The sequence below is a fragment of the Bradyrhizobium sp. BR 10261 genome, from assembly GCF_019455395.1.
GTDB classification, from domain to species: domain Bacteria; phylum Pseudomonadota; class Alphaproteobacteria; order Rhizobiales; family Xanthobacteraceae; genus Bradyrhizobium; species Bradyrhizobium manausense.
The window spans coordinates 17,036-35,550 of the sequence record NZ_JACOFQ010000032.1 but is presented as its reverse complement, the minus strand read 5'-3'; the positions used below and the strand labels follow the sequence as shown (position 1 = coordinate 35,550).

General features: G+C 64.9%; 15 protein-coding genes. 10 read left to right on the top strand and 5 right to left on the bottom strand.

What is annotated here, in order from left to right; all coding sequences use genetic code 11:
* Positions 1-83: 83 nt before the first annotated feature.
* Complete coding sequence (locus tag HYH07_RS29550; protein ID WP_220005763.1) at positions 84-1,196, bottom strand: LysM peptidoglycan-binding domain-containing protein; 1,113 nt, start codon at positions 1,194-1,196, stop codon at positions 84-86.
* Positions 1,197-1,369: 173 nt separating this feature from the next.
* On the opposite strand from HYH07_RS29550, the gene HYH07_RS29545 reads away from it, so the two are divergent.
* From HYH07_RS29545 to HYH07_RS29525, 5 genes are all read left to right on the top strand, one after another.
* Positions 1,370-2,068, top strand: coding sequence for a hypothetical protein (locus HYH07_RS29545; RefSeq protein ID WP_220005762.1), 699 nt, complete (start codon positions 1,370-1,372; stop codon positions 2,066-2,068).
* Positions 2,069-2,310: 242 nt separating this feature from the next.
* Positions 2,311-4,974 (top strand): EAL domain-containing protein, encoded by a 2,664-nt coding sequence (locus HYH07_RS29540; RefSeq protein ID WP_220005761.1) that lies wholly within the window; start codon positions 2,311-2,313, stop codon positions 4,972-4,974.
* Between the two features lie 200 nt (positions 4,975-5,174).
* Complete coding sequence (locus HYH07_RS29535; RefSeq protein WP_220005760.1) at positions 5,175-5,534, top strand: hypothetical protein; 360 nt, start codon at positions 5,175-5,177, stop codon at positions 5,532-5,534.
* Between the two features lie 168 nt (positions 5,535-5,702).
* Positions 5,703-5,963, top strand: coding sequence for a hypothetical protein (locus HYH07_RS29530; RefSeq protein WP_057743561.1), 261 nt, complete (start codon positions 5,703-5,705; stop codon positions 5,961-5,963).
* A gap of 138 nt (positions 5,964-6,101) precedes the next feature.
* On the top strand, positions 6,102-7,799 hold the full coding sequence (locus tag HYH07_RS29525; RefSeq protein ID WP_220005759.1) for a GMC oxidoreductase: 1,698 nt from the start codon (positions 6,102-6,104) through the stop codon (positions 7,797-7,799).
* 42 nt (positions 7,800-7,841) lie between these two features.
* Here HYH07_RS29525 and HYH07_RS29520 read toward each other — a convergent pair whose 3' ends face one another.
* The 3 genes from HYH07_RS29520 to HYH07_RS29510 form a co-directional block, all read right to left on the bottom strand.
* Complete coding sequence (locus HYH07_RS29520) at positions 7,842-8,621, bottom strand: L,D-transpeptidase (RefSeq protein ID WP_220005758.1); 780 nt, start codon at positions 8,619-8,621, stop codon at positions 7,842-7,844.
* 108 nt (positions 8,622-8,729) lie between these two features.
* Positions 8,730-10,829: a methyl-accepting chemotaxis protein gene (locus HYH07_RS29515; RefSeq protein WP_220005757.1), complete on the bottom strand. Its 2,100-nt coding sequence runs from the start codon at positions 10,827-10,829 to the stop codon at positions 8,730-8,732.
* 400 nt (positions 10,830-11,229) lie between these two features.
* Positions 11,230-11,421, bottom strand: a complete 192-nt coding sequence (locus HYH07_RS29510; protein WP_220005809.1) for a hypothetical protein — start codon at positions 11,419-11,421, stop codon at positions 11,230-11,232.
* Between the two features lie 140 nt (positions 11,422-11,561).
* On the opposite strand from HYH07_RS29510, the gene HYH07_RS29505 reads away from it, so the two are divergent.
* The 3 genes from HYH07_RS29505 to HYH07_RS29495 all read left to right on the top strand — a co-directional run bounded on the left by HYH07_RS29505 (position 11,562) and on the right by HYH07_RS29495 (position 14,227).
* Positions 11,562-11,699, top strand: a complete 138-nt coding sequence (locus tag HYH07_RS29505; protein ID WP_220005756.1) for a hypothetical protein — start codon at positions 11,562-11,564, stop codon at positions 11,697-11,699.
* A 124-nt stretch (positions 11,700-11,823) separates the two neighbouring features.
* Complete coding sequence (locus HYH07_RS29500) at positions 11,824-12,975, top strand: beta-propeller fold lactonase family protein (protein WP_220005755.1); 1,152 nt, start codon at positions 11,824-11,826, stop codon at positions 12,973-12,975.
* A 361-nt stretch (positions 12,976-13,336) separates the two neighbouring features.
* The gene (locus HYH07_RS29495; RefSeq protein ID WP_220005754.1) at positions 13,337-14,227 is read left to right on the top strand and encodes an efflux RND transporter periplasmic adaptor subunit; all 891 of its coding nucleotides are present in this window, start codon (positions 13,337-13,339) and stop codon (positions 14,225-14,227) included.
* A gap of 242 nt (positions 14,228-14,469) precedes the next feature.
* Here the strand turns inward: HYH07_RS29495 and HYH07_RS29490 are convergent, their stop codons facing one another.
* Complete coding sequence (locus HYH07_RS29490) at positions 14,470-15,315, bottom strand: caspase family protein (protein ID WP_057743589.1); 846 nt, start codon at positions 15,313-15,315, stop codon at positions 14,470-14,472.
* Between the two features lie 409 nt (positions 15,316-15,724).
* Here HYH07_RS29490 and HYH07_RS29485 point away from each other — a divergent pair, with 409 nt between their 5' ends.
* Positions 15,725-17,452, top strand: a complete 1,728-nt coding sequence (locus HYH07_RS29485; protein WP_220005753.1) for a hypothetical protein — start codon at positions 15,725-15,727, stop codon at positions 17,450-17,452.
* 263 nt (positions 17,453-17,715) lie between these two features.
* Positions 17,716-18,453 carry a thermonuclease family protein gene (locus tag HYH07_RS29480; protein ID WP_220005752.1) on the top strand — a complete coding sequence of 246 codons (738 nt, stop codon included), beginning with the start codon at positions 17,716-17,718 and terminating at the stop codon, positions 18,451-18,453.
* Positions 18,454-18,515 lie beyond the last annotated feature (62 nt).

Here is an 18,515-nt window from a genome sequence, read left to right as displayed (position 1 = left end):
ACCGCAACGGGACAATCCAAAGCGGAAGAACCCTCACCCGCCACGCGCGGGACGATGCTTCGCATCTCCCGGGGCGGGAAGCCTCACTGCGGCTTTTGCGGCACCGTGACGGTCTGGCCGGGATAGATCAGATTCGGATTGTGGATCTTTTCGCGGTTGGCATTGAAGATCACCGCGTAGCGGGCGCCGTCGCCATAAGCGTGACGGCTCAGGGCCCAGAGGCTGTCGCCCTTGGAAATCACCCTTGTGCCGCTGGTCTCTGCCGGTGTGGTGTTGAGCACCTCCGCGGGCGAGGCCGCTGCAACCGTCGCACCTGCCGCCGGCACGCGCGCCATGGACTTCGGTTTGGCCGTGCCCATCATCCGCGGCCGCGCCGAGGACCGGTCCGGGGTCGAAGCCAGATGCGGCGCCGGGAGCGAGGCGACGACGTCCGACTTGTCGACGGGTTTTGCATCTTGCGGCTTGGCCTCGGGCTTCGCGGCCACAGCGACACGCACCGGCGGCGGCGCGGCTTCGGCAATCGTCACCGGCATGGTGCGGCTGGATTGCATGATGGTGCCGTCGGGCGCCTTCGCACGCAGCGCCAGCTCGTAGCTGCCGGCGGGAAGCTTTGGCGGGGTCATCACGAACTGGCCCGACGCATCGGCCACGACACTGTCGAGCGGCTGGCCGTCACGCAGCAGCTCGACCCTGGCGCCCGGCGCGGCCTGGCCCGCGATCACGGCGGCCTCGCCCTGAGCGTCGACGCGGGCGACGTCGAAACGGGGACCGCTTTCCGCAGCTGAAGGCTGCGGCTTGGCCGGTGCGAGGTCAGCGAGCGCGGCGACCTGCTTCTGGGTCTCGGCCAGCGCGCCCGCCTTCGGCGCATCAGCCGGTACAGGCGAGGCGGACTGCGCGGGTGCAACCGCGGCCAGCTTCGGTTCGTCCGTCTTCGGCTCGGTCTTCGGCTCGATCTTGGCCTCAACCTTGGTTTCGGTCTTGGTTTCGGCCTTGGTTTCGACCTTGGTTTCGACCTTGGCCTCGAGCTTGGGCTGGATTTTGCCCTCAGCCTTCGCCTCGGGTTTCGCGACCCCTGCCATTTCGGTGTTCGCGCCATCAGGCAGCATGTGGCGCAGCTCGGTCGGGCCGATCACCAGCACGGTGCCGACCACGGCAAGCAGACAGAATGCGATGAAGGCCTTGGTTGCGGTGATCATCAGTCCTCAAGCCTTGATCAAAAATCTCTGAGTCGCAAATCAGCCCCGGCAAATTGCGCCGTTTTGGCTGCGGCAGCAAGACGTTCGAAGGGATGAACCGAGCCGGCCGTCTCGGCGTCAAACCAGCGAGGCCGCTCTACCTATTCTGGCGGCCATTTTTTAGGAATTTCGTCATGACCGCATTTTGCCGCGTCGCGCCATGGCTGGCGCTTGCCCTGACACTCGCTGCCACCCCGGCGCTTGCCGCCTCCGGCCCGCCGCCGGGATTTGTCCTCAGCGACGATGCCGACCTCGCCTTCACCTCGCCCGACGGCGCCACCAAGCTCGAACAGTACGTGAAGGACGCCGGCGATTGGGAGGTCAAATGGCAGGTCTGGGCCCGTCGCGGCGATCAGATGACCGAGTTGAAGCCGGAGCAGGGTTATGGTGCCGGCTTCCGCTTCACCGCGGACTCGCAATGGCTGGTAAGGATGCAGAAGACCGGTTCGGGCGAGCAGGATCTGTTTCTCTATCATGCCGAGAACGGCACCCTTGTCAGCGCGACCAGGAAATCGCTGAGCGATCTAGCCTGGGCCTATTTCTACGGCAAGCCCGAGACAAAGCACTTCGCCAAGCTCGACTTCCACATCTCGGCCAATCTGCTGAAGGGCACGGAAGAGGCCTATCGCTGGCTCGGCGTGGATTGGCCCAACAACCGCTATCTCGTGATCAGCCTCGCCGGCCAATACGACAAGCATCCGAAAAACACCATCATGAAGGGGCTGGGCGGCTGGCAATGCCGCTACGACCTCAAGACGGGGACATTCGATGTGCCTGATATCTTCGCCAAGGAGAATGCGGAAGCGCTGAAATGGGAAGTGAAGCGGGAGTGACCGCAGCTTCGTAGCTTTGTAGCGTGGGCAAAGGCGCGTCAGCGCCGTGCCCACCATCTGTCTCGATCGCGAAAATCGCGTGGGCACGCTGACGCTTTGCCCATCCTACAGGACTACAGGGCCTTATCTGCCGTCCGCCGCGCCAAGCCTCTGATTTTGTTCCAGTTCACACTTCACTAACCCTCAATGGTAACCGGGTCTTGTCGGTTTTGCTGCATCCTGCATCCCAAGGGAGAGCTGGGATGGGCGCATCAATCCGATGGACCGCGCGACTGCGCGTGCTGCTTCGCCATTGGCGCGGCGCGCCGCTGACGTGGCTGATCGTCGGCGGCTTCGTGCTGATGGCCGCGACCGCTGTCGGCACCGCGCTCACCGTCGACCGCTTCCGCCAGAACGCCATCGAGAGCGGTCGGGACAGCCTGGAAAGCTCCGTCCGCCTGCTGGCCCGCCATTTCGACCGCGAGTTCGAGGATTTCGCGGTGCTCCAGAAGAGCATCATCGCGGAACTCGAGAGCCACGGCATCGAATCCGCCGATGTCTTCCGCAGCGAGATGGGCACGCTCGCCGTGCACGAGATGCTGCGCACCAAGGCCAGCGGCTGGTCCGACATTGCCGGCGCCAATGTGTTCGATGCGCGCGGCGTATTGATCAACTCGACGAAGCGCTGGCCCGTCGCCGACATCTCGGTATCGGATCGCGGCTATTTCATCAGGCTCAAGAATGATCCTGCGGCGCAGGAAGAGGTCGAGGTCGTACCCGGCCGGTTCGGCATTGGTCCGGCAATCGTGCTGGCGCGGCGCGTGTCGGGTCCGCATGGTGAATTCCTCGGCATCGTCACGCGCGCGATCGCGCCGGAGCAGATCGAATCCTTCTTCGCCTCGACCGGGCTCGGCGAGGATTCCTCGGTCGCGATGTACCACCAGAGCGGCCAGCTGCTCGCGCGCATTCCGCATGTCGACGCGATGATCGGGCAGAACTATCGCATCGGCTCGACGGAGCAGAGGGCCGTGTTCCAGCGCACCTCCATCTCGACCAGGCTCACCAGCCCGATCGACGGCAAGGACCGCATTGTCGCCTCGCGCCTCCTAAGCGGCGAGCCGCTCGTGATCATCGCAACCAGGTCGCTGAACGCAACGCTCGCCACCTGGCGCACCCAAACCAAGTTCTTCGTCACCGTGGCCGTGCTGTCGATCGGCCTGCTCGTGCTCACCCTGTTCCTGATCTTCCGCCAGGTGACCAACCGCCTCTCGCTGGAGAAGCAGCGGCTCGACACCGCCATGAACACGATGACGCAGGGCCTCCTGATGTTCGACCAGGACGAACGGCTCATCGTCTGCAACCGCCGCTACATCGACATGTACCGCCTCTCGACCAATTTGGTGAAGCCCGGGGTCCATTTCCGCGACGTGATCCGGCATCGCGCCGACACCGGCTCGTTCGAGGGCGACGTTGATGAATATTGTGACAGGATCCTGAGCCAGGTGCGGCTGACGCAGAGCAGCATCGTCGAGACCTCCGATGGCCGCCTGATCGAAGTCAAGAACCATCCCGGCGCGGCCGGCGGCTGGCTCGCCACTCATGACGACGTCACCGAGCGTATCCGGGCCGACGAGCGCATCGCCCATATGGCGCATTACGATGCGCTGACCGACCTGCCCAACCGCGTGCTGATGCGCGGCCATCTGGAGCGCCGCGTCGCGGAGCTGGCCCAAGGCAAGCCGTTTGCGATCCTGTATATCGACGTCGACGAGTTCAAGGGCGTCAATGATTCGCTGGGACACGAGGTCGGCGACGAATTGCTGCGCCAGGTCGCAAGCCGCCTGCGCGCCTGCGTCAGCGGCAACGATCTGGTGGCGCGGTTAGGGGGCGACGAGTTCGCGATCGTCAAGGCCGGCACCTCCGACCAGGCCGGGCTGAGCACGCTGGCCGAACAGATCCTGACATCGCTGCGCATGCCGGTCGATTGCAAGGGCCAGGAGATCACGACCGATGCCAGCATCGGCATCGCGGTCGCGCCCGACCATGGCGACATCGTCGACGAGCTGCTCAAACGCGCCGATCTCGCAATGTATGCGGCGAAGTCGGAAGGGCGCGGCACCTTCCGCATCTTCGTTCCCGAATACGACGTCAAGGCGCGACAGCGCCGCCAGCTCGAGCTCGATTTGCGCCAGGCGCTGGCCCGCTGCGAGTTCGAGGTGCATTACCAGCCGCTGGTCGATCTCTCCGCCAATGTCGTCACCGGCTGCGAAGCACTGCTGCGCTGGCATCATCCGGAGCGCGGCATGGTCTCGCCCGCAGACTTCATTCCGGTCGCTGAGGACACCGGCCTGATCGGCGAGATCGGCGAATGGGTCTTGAAGCAGGCCTGCCTTGAGGCCGCATCATGGCCCGGCGACATCCACATTGCGGTCAACGTCTCCCCGGTCCAGTTCCGCTCCAAGACGCTGGCGCTGAAGGTTGCGGCTGCGCTCGCCGAGTCGGGCCTGACGCCGGAACGGCTCGAGCTGGAGATCACCGAGACTGTGCTGATCCGCGACGACGAGGAGGCGCTGACCGTCCTGCAGCAGCTGCGCGAGCTCGGCGTGCGCATCGCGCTCGACGATTTCGGCACCGGCTATTCGTCGCTGAGCTATCTGCACCGCTTCCCTTTCGACAAGATCAAGATCGACCGCAGCTTCATCAGCGATATCGGCGAACCAGAAGATTCCTCCCCGATCGTGCAGGCCGTGGTGCACATGGCCGCCGCCCGCCACATGGCGACGACGGCCGAGGGCGTCGAGACCGAAGCCCAGCGCGAGGTGCTGCGGCAGCTCGGCTGCAGCCAGATGCAGGGCTGGCTGTTCAGCCCGGCGGTCCCGGCGGCGAAGCTGAAGCAATTGCTGTCGAAGCAGGCGGCCGCGGCTTGAGCCTATTGCCTCGCCTGCGGTTTTCGGACCATCGCCGCCCCCGTTCCGAAAATAGGATCAAACCTCGCACATTGCCGTTATCGCGCTGCTGAGGCGACCGGGAACTCCGGCCGATCGGGAATTAGTCAACATTGCATCACGCGCATCGCAGGCGGCTTGTCGTCTGCGAACGGGCGCGCGTGCACATCGAGCGAGGCGATATGGCGATCGTGACTTTCAGGATGATTCCTCTCATAGCAGCGGCAGCCATGGTCGGCCTCGCCGCGCAGGCGCGCGACGACGGTCGCTTTGCGAACTCCCCCCTCAAGGGCTGGTTCGAGAGCCTGCGCAGCAAGGGCGGCGGCCCCTGCTGCGCCGATGCCGACGGCACGGCGCTCGACGACGTCGATTGGGAGACGCGCGGCGGGCACTATCGCGTGAGGATTCTCGGCGACTGGATCGAGGTGCCCGATGACACCGTGATCACCGAGCCGAACCGCGTCGGGCGCACCATGGTCTGGCCTTATTACGTCGGCGGTCGCACCTTGATCCGTTGCTTCATGCCCGGCAGCATGACGTGAGGTTTTCAGCGCGGCGTAACCCACCTCTCTCATCGCCACGGAGACAAAAGTGGCGGGTTACGCCAGCGACTGCGCTTTGCGCAGCCGCCGTCTAACCCACCCTACGGACTGGGCGCAACGGCTGTCACCGCACCTTGTATTCGCGCGGCGCTGCCATATCTCATCGGCATGATGAAGCTCACACGCGTTCAGGACCACGCCATTCAGGCGCTGATGGCCGGCATTGTCGGCGCCGAGGCGTTCGACCACGTCTTCGCGGGCATCCGCTTCGACGAAATCGAGGGCACGATGCTCTATGCTTTCGCCAGGAACGAGGACGTCGCCTCCGATATCGAGGACAGCTACTCGCCGCTCATCGCCGCCGTGGCCTCGCGCGTGCTGAACAAGCAGGTCGATGTCGTCGTCGTGATGCCGAAGGTCTTGCAATAGAGGGCTTGCAATAGAGGGCTTGCAATAGAGGTTTTGCAATAGCGTCTTGACGCAGCCCCCGCCTGCATCGGCCGGAGCGTGACCTCGCGATATTTCCACGCTACCCTCTTGTCTCAAGAGCAAGAGGAAACGCCAATCGTGTACGACTACATTATCGTGGGCGGCGGCTCGGCGGGGTCCGTGCTGGCCCACCGGCTCTCCGCTGGGAGCGCCAACAAGGTCCTGCTGTGCGAAGCCGGACAGGACACGCCACCCGGCAACGAGCCGGCCGAAATCAGGGACAGCTATCCGGGCACGGTCTATTTCGATCCGCGCTTTCACTGGACCGAGCTCAAGGTCACGACCCAGGTCGTCAGCCACAACAATCCGCACGAAGCGCGTCCGCCCATGCGCAGATACGAGCAGGCGCGCGTGCTCGGCGGCGGCTCGTCGATCAACGGCCAGATGGCCAATCGCGGCGCGCCGACCGACTACGACGAATGGCAGACGCGCGGCGCGGAGGGCTGGGCGTGGAATGACGTGCTGCCCTTCTTCAAGAAGGTGGAGCGCGACCTCGATTTCGACGGGCCGTATCACGGCAAGGACGGCCGGATTCCGGTGCGCCGCATTCCCAGGGAGCACTGGACCAAGCATTCGCAAGCGGTCGCCGATGCTTTCGATCAAGCCGGCCATCCCTATGTGGCCGACCAGAACGGCGAGTTCGTCGACGGCTATTTCGCGGTGACGCATTCCAACGAGGCCGAGCAGCGCGTCTCGGCCGCGATGGGCTATCTCGACCGCGACACCCGCAAGCGCGCCAATCTCACGATCTCCACCAACACCGAGGTGAGAGAGCTGCTGTTCGAAGGCACGGCCTGCGTCGGCGTGAAAGCCATGATCGATGGCCGCGAGCAGGAATTCCGTGGCCGCGAGATCATTCTGTCCGCGGGCGCGATCCATTCGCCCGCGCATCTGTTGCGCGCGGGCATCGGCCCGATCGGCCACCTCAAGGACATGGGCATTCCGGTGCGGATGGGGCTCGCCGGCGTCGGCCAGCGCCTGATGGACCATCCCTCGATCTCGCTGTCGTCCTTCGTTCGCCGCGGCGCGCGCATGAACGAGCACACCAGGCGGCAGGTGCAGCTCGGCCTGCGCTATTCGTCGGGGCTTGCGGGCGTACCGAAGGGCGACATGTTCGTCATCGTGCTCTCCAAATCGGCCTGGCACGCGGTCGGCGAGCAGATCGGCTCGCTGCTCACCTTCGTCAACAAGACCTATTCGGAGACGGGGCAGGTCAAGCTCGCCTCGCGCGATCCCACGGTCGAGCCGATCGTCGAGTTCAATCTGCTGTCGGACCGGCGCGACCTCGACCGCCTGATGAGCGGCTTCCGCAAGATGGCGGCCATTCAGATGAGCGATATCGTCAGGCAGGTGACGGACAAGCCGTTTCCGGCCGCTTACACCGACAGGGTCCGCAAGATCGGCGTGGTCAACACCAAGAACAAGATCCTGACCAGGATCGCCGCGACCCTGATGGATGGGCCGGCGGCGCTGCGTCACTATCTGATCGACAATTTCGTGGTCGAGGGCTTCACCTTCGATGACGTGATCAACAATGACGAGGCGCTGGAAGCTTTCGTGCGCAAGGCCGCCATCGGCGTGTGGCACGCCTCCTGCTCGTGCCGCATGGGCCGGGCCGACGACCCCATGGCGGTGGTGGACACGCAAGGCCGCGTCAAAGGCATCCAGGGCCTGCGCGTCGTCGACGCCTCGATCTTCCCGGTGGTGCCGTGCGCCAACACCAATTTTCCGGTGCTGATGTCGGCGGAGAAGATTGCGGCGGCCATGCTGCAGTGATGTGCGGCGCCCTCTGTTGCAGACCGGGGACAGGGAAGCGAACTACTGGACCTCGGCGACCTTCGGTCCAGGTGACGGCGCGGTTGCCGGCAGCACGATCACTTTTGCTCCGACTTTTACCCGCTCATAGAGGTCCACGACGTCGTCATTGGTCAACCGGATACAGCCGGACGAGACCCGCTTGCCGATCGTATCGGGCTTGTTGGTGCCGTGGATTCTGAATTCGGTCTCGCCGAGATACATCGCCCGCGCGCCGAGCGGGTTGCCGGGACCGCCTGCCATGAATCGCGGCAGATAAGGCTGACGCACCAGCATCTCTGCAGGCGGACGCCAATCCGGCCATTCCGTCTTCCGGGCCACCGTCTGTTCGCCGGACCAGGTGAAACCTTCGCGGCCAACACCGATGCCGTAGCGCAGGGCCTGGGTGTCGTTCAGCACGAAATAGAGGAATGTGTTCTTGGTATCGACGATCACCGTGCCCGGCGTCTGGTGGCTGGCGTAGTCAACCACCTGCCGGACGAATGCGCCGGGACCGTCAGCGGCTTTTGGTGGCTCGACCAGAGGCGCCGGGGTCGGAACCGGAGCGGGAGCTGGCGCCGCGGCCGGCGCCGGCGCGGATGCATGAGCTGGCGCTGCCACGTAGACGGGCGTCGACGACGCGAGGGCCTGGTGCGCGACCGGCTTCCGTATCGGCTGAACGCTCTCCGGGCCGGACAGCAAGCCGTAGCCCAATGCGGCGAGAGCTACGGCGCCGATTGCGACTCGCGCGGCCATGGGGAGTGCGATCGTCTCCGCTTTTCCACGCTTGGCCCGTTTACCCATGACTCTCCCCGGATCACGCTACGAGGGGAGAGGTACCCAGCAAAATTTAACAAACTTCAAAGCGATTTCGCCTCGGACCGGAAGCGTTAACGGCTGATAACCACGAACCTATGCCGCCCGGAGATCGCCGACAAAGCGGTCGACGTCGCGCTTGAGATCGTCAGACAGGCGCGCCAGCATCTTGGCGGAATCGAGCACCTCGCCGGCGGCGGCGCCGGTCTGCCCGGCCGCCTGCGACACGCCCGAGATATGCCGCGAGACTTCGTTGGTGCCTTGCGAGGCCTGCTGCACGTTGCGCGCGATCTCGCGCGTCGCGGCGCCCTGCTCCTCGACGGCCGCCGCGATCGCGGCTGCGATCTCGTTGACGCGCTGGATGGTGGTGCCGATCGACTGGATCGCGGTCACCGACAATTTGGTGGCGCCCTGGATCGCGGCGACCTGGCCGGTGATCTCTTCCGTCGCCTTCGCGGTCTGCGTGGCCAGGTTCTTCACTTCGGACGCGACCACCGCGAAGCCGCGGCCGGCCTCGCCGGCGCGCGCGGCCTCGATGGTGGCGTTGAGCGCGAGCAAATTGGTCTGCTCGGCAATGCCCGTGATCAGCGCGACGACATCGCCGATGCGCTGGGCGGCGTCGGCCAGCGCCTGCACCTCGGTGTTGGTGCGCTCGGCTTCGCTGGCGGCGGCGCCCGCGATGCTGGAGGATTCGGCGACCTGGCGGCTGATCTCGCTGATCGAAGCCGACAGCTCTTCCGTCGCCGCCGCCACCGTCTGCACGTTGGAGGAGGCATCGCCCGACAGGCTGGCGACCGAGGCGGCCTGGGACGAGCCCTGCTCGGCGGTCGAGGACATCGACTGCGCCGTGGCATTGAGCTCGCCCGAGGCCGAGGCCAGCGTGTGCAGCGATTCCGTGACAGTCTTTTCGAACTGCTCGATCAGCCGGTCGATGGCGAGCTGGCGCCGCTCCTTCTTGGCCTGCTCGGCCGCCTTTTCCTCGCCGAGGCGGTCGCCCGTGATCATGTTCTCCCTGAACACCGACACCGCACGCGACATCTCGCCGATCTCGTCGCCGCGCTCGATGCCTGCGAGCTCGATCTCATAGTCGCGCTCGGCGAGCTTTTGCATCGCCTGCGTCAGCTTGCGGATCGGCGTCGAGACGCGGCTCCGAACCAGGATGAAGCCAAACCCCGTGATGGCGAGCGCCACCAGCATCATCGCGCCGTTGAAGGCGAGGCTCCATATCGCGGCCGTCTTCTGCTGCCCGGCGCGGGCGACCATTTCGGCAAGCGCCGCCTGACCGGCCTCGACGTAGAAATTGAGGATGGCGGTGTTGAGCTTGGCAAGCTCGACGCCCTTGATGTCGATGGTCTGGTTGTTGCTCAGCGCCTTGATGAGCCCCTGCTGGCGCTCGACCATGGCAACGGCATCGCCAGCCTTCGAACGCGCAATGACCTCGGTGAGGCTCGCCGGGGCGTCAGCGCGGCTGGCCGCATCCTGCACCTGGCTCCAGGCCTGCTTGGCACGGCCGCCGTCCTCGGCCGCCCCGACGATGTCTTGGGCGGTCCAGGGCTTTGCGGCGGCACCCGCGGCCTCGAGACGGATCGCGATAAGGCCGCCGAAATTGCGTGCGGCCCAGGCCGACTGCTTGACGCCCAGCAAATGATCGACGACGGGGTCGGTGAGCTTGAGCGCGTTCTCGAGATCGACGGTCAGCGCGAGGATGGCGTCGAGATAGTCCGCCGCTGTTTTCCGGAACTCGTCGGCCAGCTTGCTGTCGCGCGCCGCCTTCGGCTGATGGATCAGCCCTTCGGCCTTGGTCCGCAGCGGCATCAAGGCATCATGGAGTGCAACGAGCTTGCCCAGCAGGCCGGCAAGGCGGGAATCGGACACGCCGTCGAGGCGTTCGAGCACGCTCTTGTAGGCCGCTTCCGACGTCTGCCGGTTGGCCGCAATTCGGTCATCGGCAGCGGAATTGGCCGGCTCTTCGGCAACCAGCGCCGACAGGAAGGTGCCGCGCTCGATCCGGAAGCCGAGCAGAGCCGTGAAGAGCTGCTGGTCAGTGCCGGCATAGCGCTCGACCTTTTGCGCGGCGCTGTTGCGCTCGATCGCACCGAACAGCCCGCTTGCGAGCTGCCCGACCAGGAATAGGCCGAGGACACCGATGATGGCGCCGAGAACAGAACGAATCGAAGGATTGCCGAACAATGCCATAGGGAGCGCCGGGCCTCTGAATCAGAAAATGATGCAGAAAAATACCGCGCCGCCCCTAAGATTTGGTTCACCAGCTTACCCACGCGCGGGACGCGTTGAATGGCACCCGCGCGGATGGATGTTTCAGACGTTATTCAGGCTCTCGCCTGGATGTCACTGTCGTCCGGCCCGGATCTCGGCGAACTCGGCATCCGGGTGGGTCACGATCGTGGTGAACATGATACCGCTGATGATCAGCGACCAAGCGGTGTCCCAATAGATCCAAAACACTTCCAGCCTCCGTTTTACCAGCCTCCGTTGTGTCCTCGGCCTGCAGGACCGGGGTAACGGCGCCAAGGGGCTGCCGTTCCCTGACGATCGCGCGGCCGGGGCCCGCGACTTAAGCAATAGCAGGCAAAGCTTAGCGCTTTGATGTGTTAGTCGGCGAGACCTTGCGGCCGGTTTGGTCGGCTTGACCGGTGTGGCGCTTTGCCACGACATCTCCATCGCGGGCGCCTTCGCGCGGACGCGGCGGCGGCTTGGGCTGGCCGGCCTGTCCGCCGTGCTTGCCGCCCATGTCGGGCTTGCCTTCGAGGTCGTTTTCGCGGGGCATGCCGGGTCAATGCACACCGCCGGCAATGGTTCGTAGTTGGCTCGCGCTATTTGCGCTGTGAACGAGTTCACAGCCGCGTGGCTTTTTGCGGTGCAGGATGGCCAGCGCGCACCGATCTTTCGACCGACGGATTGGGCCTGATGCGGAAGCAACTCGTCGCCTGGACCATCCTGACCTCCGCCATTGTGGCGGTCGCCGTGTGGGCCGTGCTCGGACCGCCTGACCATGTGGCGGGCCCGCATCTGCACCCACACGGCCTGACGGCATCGGTGCACTAGCGGCGAGCAAAACAAGCGATACAATTTCGGTATCGATCGATCCCATCTGGATTTTGGTGCAAGGGAATACGACCCGCTATCCTGCCGCAAAACGAAAACACCGCTTCGGCAGGAGGACGCGCCCTTGAGTAAACCGACACGCCAAATCACGTCGAAATCGCCGCGCGCTGCGATCGCGACCACGCTCTTCACTACTCTTGTCACCACTCTTGCCCTCGTCTTGGGAGCCCGTGCCGGCATGGCCGAAACCTTCGCCTATGTCGGCAATGCCGACAGCAACGACATCAGCGTGTTCAAGATCGCCGACAACGGCGAGATGACGCTGGTAGAGACCGCCGCCTTCACCGGCATCGAAAAGCCCGGCGCCTCGACGCCGCTCGCGATCACGCCTGACCACCGCGTGCTGATCGCGGGCGTCCGTTCGCAGCCGTTCCAGGCGGTGAGCTTTGCGATCGACCCGAAGACCGGCCTCCTCAGCCATATCGGCAACGGGCCGCTCGCCGACAGCATGGCCAACATCGCGACCGACCGCGGCGGCAAGGTGCTGTTCAGCGCCTCATATGGCGGCAACAAGGTCGCGTTGAATCCGCTCCAGGCGAACGGCGTCGTCGCCGAGCCGAAGCAAGTGATCCCGACCGGGCCAAACGCACACGCCTTCCTGCCCTCGCCCGACAACCGTTTTGTGTTCGCAACCAATCTCGGTTCGGACCAGGTGCTGCGCTTTGCGTTCGATGCCAGCGCCGGCGCGCTGATGCCGGGCGAGCCTGCTGTCAAGACGCCCGAGAAATCGGGGCCGCGGCACTTCGTGTTCCACCCGGATGGCAAGTTCGTCTATCTCATCCACGAGCTGAACGGCGACGTCGCGGCGTACAGCTATGAAGCCAGGAGCGGGGTCTGGAGCGAGATCCAGCGCACCACCGCGCTGCCGGAAGGCTTCAACGGAAAAGACTCTGGTCAGAAACCTTGGGCCGCCGACATCCACATCACCCCGGACGGTCGCTTCCTCTATGCCTCCGAGCGCACCACCAACACGCTGACCGCCTACAAGGTCGATGCGACATCGGGCAAGCTGACCACCGTCGGCAGCGTGCCGACCGAGAGGCAGCCGCGCGGCTTCAACATCGATCCGACCGGCCGCTACCTCGCCGCGGTTGGCGAACTCTCCGACGCCATGACGGTCTACACCATCGATCAGAGCAGCGGCGCGCTCAGCAAGCTGAAGTCCTACGCCACCGGCAAGAAGCCGAACTGGGTGGAGTTTTTGACGTTGCAGTGAGGGGGTGAGCTCCGCGGGCTTGCTCCGCCTCTCCTGCCTGCGGGAGAGCATAGGCCGCCTTCGGCGGCCGTCCTTAAAGGACGCCGAGGCGGAGCCTCGGCTATCCACGCTCGCAGAGCGGCGCGGGTGAGGGTTCTTTCCTCTTGGGGATTGTCCCTTCGCGGTGACACCCTCTCCCCAGCCCTCCCCCGCAAGCGGGAGAGGGGCGCAGACAGCGAACCTCTTCGCTCTTGCCGCGACCCATTCAACGGGCGGCATCGCGCCGCCTGCGCTGCGGCAATTCTGATCCGGTCAGCCCATGGCCCAGTGCTGCCGCTTCTGCTATCGATGCAAGCCTCCTTGCGGCCAACCGGAATGACCGATGCGTTCATTGCCTGCGCGTTCCCTGTCCCAGACCTTCCTTGCCTTTGCCGGCCTGGCGCTGATTTCTGTCCAGCCCGTGCGCGCGGCTGATGACGACGCGCCCAAGGGGCCGGCGGTCACGGTGTTGAAAGCGGCCAAATCCTGTTTCTCCGACATCGTCGAGGCCACCGGCACGATCATCGCGCGCGAGGAGACCTCGGTGCGGCCCGAGCGTCCGGGGCTGAAGGTGACGGAGGTGCTGGCCGAGGCCGGCGACACCACGACGGCCGGCCAGGTGATGGCGCGGCTGGCGCTGCCCGAAGGCGGCACGCTCCAGGTCACCGCGCCCGTGGCCGGCGTGATCGCCACCTCGACCGCACAGATCGGCAACCTCGCCTCGGCCAAGGGCGAGGCGCTGTTCACGATCGTGGCGCGCAGCGAATACGATCTCGTCGGCCTGGTCGCGACCACCGACATGCGCAAGCTCGCGGTCAGTCAGCCTGTCAGCGTGCGCATTGCCGGCGCCGGCGATATCGACGGCAAGGTGCGCCGCATCGGGCCGACCGTCGAGCCGAACATCCAGCAGGGCATGGTCTATATCGGCATCTCGTCCCCACAGAAGCGGCTGCTGCTGAATGCGAGCGGCCGCGCGCTGATCAAGACCGGTCAGAGTTGCAATGTCGCGGTGCCGCTGACGGCGGTGCAATATTCATCCGCCGGCACCGTGGTGCAGGTGATCCGCCGCAACCGCGTCGAGACCAAGCGCGTCGAGATCGGATTGATGTCGGGCGGCAATATCGAGGTCCGCGACGGCCTCGTCGAAGGCGACATCGTCGTCGCCCGCGCCGGCGCGCTTCTGCGCGAAGGCGATCCGGTGCGGCCGGTGATGGCGAGCGAGGCGGCGAAGTAGGGGCGCGCGTCATCCGTCATTGCGAGCGTAGCGAAGTAATCCAGAATCTCTCCGGGGAAAGATCCTGGATTGCTTCGTCGCAAGAGCTCCTCGCAATGACGGTGGAGAGGCAGAGGTGCGTCACACACGCATGTCGTAGGGTGGGCAAAGCGGAGCGTGCCCACGTCTTTCTCGCGAAATATTGGAAAGATGGTGGGCACGGCGCGTTGCGCCTTTGCCCACCCTACGAGAGCGGAGAAAAACTAACCGCCGGCCTGGTCGAAATGCACGTCCTCGAGCAGCGAGGATGACACGGTCGGGACCTGATCGCCTTCGGAAGCGCGGGAGATGGCGACGCGGGTCTTGTTGAAGACGCTTTCGGCGGTGCCCTGCGCATTGAGGTTATTGAGCAGCTCGCTGACCAGCGTCGAGTGCTCGCCCTTGCCGTCGTCGGCGACCTTGCCAGGCGAGGCCGAAGTCAGGATCAGCGCATTGTCGGGCGTGCCGATCGGCGCGAGACCGTGCGAGTAGGACCGGAAGCGACGCTCGTAAGGGTTACGGCGCGAGGCATCGACGACGACGAGCTTGGCCTTGGCACCCTGCTCCTTCATCATCTCGAGCACGCCCTCGATCGAGACGCCCTGGCGGCGGACGTCGCTTTCCTTCCAGATCACGGCATCGACCGGCAGCATGTAGCTCTCGCGGCCGGCCTGCACGCCATAGCCGCCGAAGAACAGCATGACGGTGGTGTCGCGCTTGATCCGGGACTTCAGGCGATTGACGGCGCGGACCATGTCGTCCTTGCTGGCGTCTTCCACCATGTCGACGTCGAAACCGTTCTTGCGCAGACTGGAGGAGAGTGCGCGCGCGTCGTTGATCGACTGCGTCAGCGGCGCGCTGGCGTCGGGGTAATGACCATTGCCGATGACGAGCGCGAGACGCGAGGTCTGGCCGACCGAGCCGGTGACCTCGGTGGAAACGGCCTTGGCGGCGTCGAGCGCACGCATGTTGAGGGCAGCATGGGCGCCGATCGCCAGCGACACGGTGCCGATCAGGGCCGCGGCGAACGCAATCGAGCGTCTGGAAATGTCGAGCTGCCTAAGATTCATCTCGCTTCATTCCTGTCAGTGCCAAAGACCTGCCAAGCGCGCGCACACTGTTTGAGTAGCGCGATGGCGTCTTTAGGTTTGAGGGATTGGCCGGGGGAGTGCCCCCGAATTGCGCGCAATTTGCGGCGCCGCACCAAACAAACCCTTAACCCGAGATCGCCAGCCCGGCAATAGACCATCCAAAATTTGACCTAAGCCGCTGGAAATATTGGATTATTTCTCTAACGAGATTCCCGCTTTTTGGTTCCCCCGTAGCCTTCCGGGGACTGATCATGCAGCTCCTGTGCCGCCTTTTCGTGACGCTGGTCACATTTGTATTTCCTGCGAATCCGGGTAGCTTTTTCAACGACTTGCGGGGGCGGGTCGTCGACCCTGGCCTCCGGATAAGTCCCCCGCGACCAGGTATTTCATGAGCTTTCATTATTTCGCAGGTGCCGCGTGCCGGGCGCTGACAGCCCGCAAGGACGGCCCCTCGCTTTACGACGTCTGCGATCCAGTATTGTCGGATCCTGCCAAGGGCGATCCGCATCTGGCAAAATTCTACAAGACTGCGCTCGGCAATCCCGCGCTGCGCCTGCTGCTGCGCCGTGCCGGCCTCCCCGAGCTGCGCGGCGAGGCGAAGCTCGCCCGGTTGCGCGAGGCTCTGGTCCGCGCCCGCGACGATGCCGAGCCCGACTGGACGGCGGTCAGCGCGCCCATCGCCGAGCTGGTCGACACCATCGCGCTCGACCATCCCAAACCGCCGCCGGCCGCGTTCGTCGGCGCGATGCCTGCCCCGGCACAGATCGACGGCATCATCCGCGATTGCGCCCAGCATCTGCTCGGCTCTTACCGCAAGAACGGCTTCCTGCCGACCTATGCCGCCTTCAACCTGATCGGCGATCCTGACTTTCGCGGGCGCGAGCTGACCATGGCGCTCACCGGATTGAATGCGCGCGGCTACAAGAACTCCTCGCTGCTGTTCAACCTCGCTCGCGTCTTCATCGCGCGCTCGCCCGCGCGCGCCGTGGTCAATCCGCCCTGGCGAGGGGTCGCCGAGCCGATGTGGGAGCCGGTGCAGATCCGCCACCGCTCGGCCTATTACGATGCGTTCTTCATCGAGGCGCTGCTCAGCTATTTCGAGAGCGGGCTCGCCGCACCGGCGGACAAGATCGCGGCCGAGCGCGCCATCGCCGACATGGTCGATTTCTGCGTCAATATCAGCCGCGAGGAAGTCGAGGGCGCAGGCGGCGCGCGCTTCAACGTCATCACCGCGCTGGCCCCGGCGCCGCATCCGCGCTTTTCGCGCTATTTCGCCCAGATCAAGCAGGACCTCGGCTTCGGCGTCTATGTGCCTGACTGCGACACCACGGCGTGCTCGATCTCGGCAGCGACGCAGGCCGGCTGCCTTGATGCGATCATCGACCAGCCGCTCCTGGATTTTTACGCCACCTACCAGGTGCATACGGGCGTCAACGAGCCGCGCGTGACGGTGCCGCTCAACGATAACATCGACTACGAAGGCGGCGTTGTCACCTGGATCGACAATCTCAAAGGCGAGCGTCCCTACGGCAACGATCTCGATCCGACGCTCAATCTCGACATTCTCGAGGTGAGCTTCCGCAACCTCGAACGCTGGAAGATTCTGGAGACGCCGGCGCGGCTCGCGACCGTGCATCGCATCATCGGTTTCCAGAAGCGCCTGGCTGCGAGCGGCGCCTTTTCCAATCCGCGCTCGCACATCTATTATCTGCCTGAACTCTACAGCGCCTATTTCGGCCGCTGCTATGCGGCCTTCCTGGCGTTGCCGCTGGCAGCGCAGGCCGCAATCGACCCCGCCGGCGATTTCGACTTCATCCGCCATCGCGTGCTCTCCTACGTCAAGGGCGAGCTGATGGCCGCAGAGATGAACGTGTTCGACGCCGCGCTGGCGCTGATCGCGCTCGGCCATCTCGGTGCCGATCCGCGCGCCTTCGCGCCGGCGCTGAACGTGATCGTCAACGCCGTCGGCGAGGGCGGCCGCCGCGGCCCGTTCCGCGCCTATGAATGGAACAAGATGAAGACCCCGACCCGGATTCTGGTCGGGGGGCCCGAGGTGACGTCGGCGTTTGTGCTGATGGGGCTGGCAGTGGCGAAGCGGGCGATGGCGCGGGGATAGGTCTTGCAAATGCAGGATTGTAGGGTGGGTTAGCCCTGCGGACTGCGCGAAGCGCAGTTCGTTGGGCGTAACCCACCACTTCTGTCTGCGTGGAAACGAAAGAGGTGGGTTACGGCTTCGCCTAACCCCACCCTACGAGACCTCACCCTACGAGACCTCCCGTGCAATGACGGGAAATTGAAAGCCTCGCTGTTCGGCATAGGCTGGCTGTGTGGCCCAAAGCCGACCACAATTGCGCGGCTTATCAAGGTGCTCTTGAGACAATGCGGACTGGCACGTTGCGAAAATTCCTGATTGCGCTGTTTTTGCTCGGCTTGCCTTCGCTGGCGCTGGCCGCCGACATCACCGGCACCGCGAAGGTTCGCGATGGCGATTCCGTCGTGATCGGCACCACGCGGATCCGGCTCGGCGGCATCGACGCGCCCTCAGCGGACCAGCTCTGCCTCAACACCAAGAGCGAGCGCTGGACTTGCGGCGTCGCCGCGCGCGACGAGCTCGCCAAATACACCGAGGGCAAGACCTGGGTCTGCCATGCCCGCTCGATCGACCGGCGCGGCCGCACCGTGGCGCGCTGCGAGGTCGGCGGCGAGGACATCCAGAAATGGCTGGTGCGCAACGGCTGGGCGCTGGCCTATGTTCGCGTCTCGAAGGACTACGAGGCGGACGAAGCGGCCGCGCGTGAAGCCAAGGCCGGGATGTGGCAGGGCGCCTTCATCGCGCCCTGGGACTGGCGCGTGCGCAACAAGAAGACTGCGATCCTGGGCGCCACCAAGCCGCCCGAGGGCGCCCATGCGGTGCTGCTCGCCTCGGCCTCCGGGCCGGTCGCGCCCTCGCCTGACTGCACCATCAAGGGCAACGTCAATTCGTCGGGCGAGTGCATTTACCATCAGCCCACCAGCCGCTGGTACGCCCAGATCAAGATGAAGATCAGCAAGGGCACCCGCTGGTTCTGCTCGGTCGAGGAGGCGGAGGCCGCCGGCTGCCGGGAGACTAAACGATAGAGCATGGTCCGGACCCGAAGGGCCGCGTTAGCGCAAAGTGTGATGCGGTTTTCCGGCAAGAC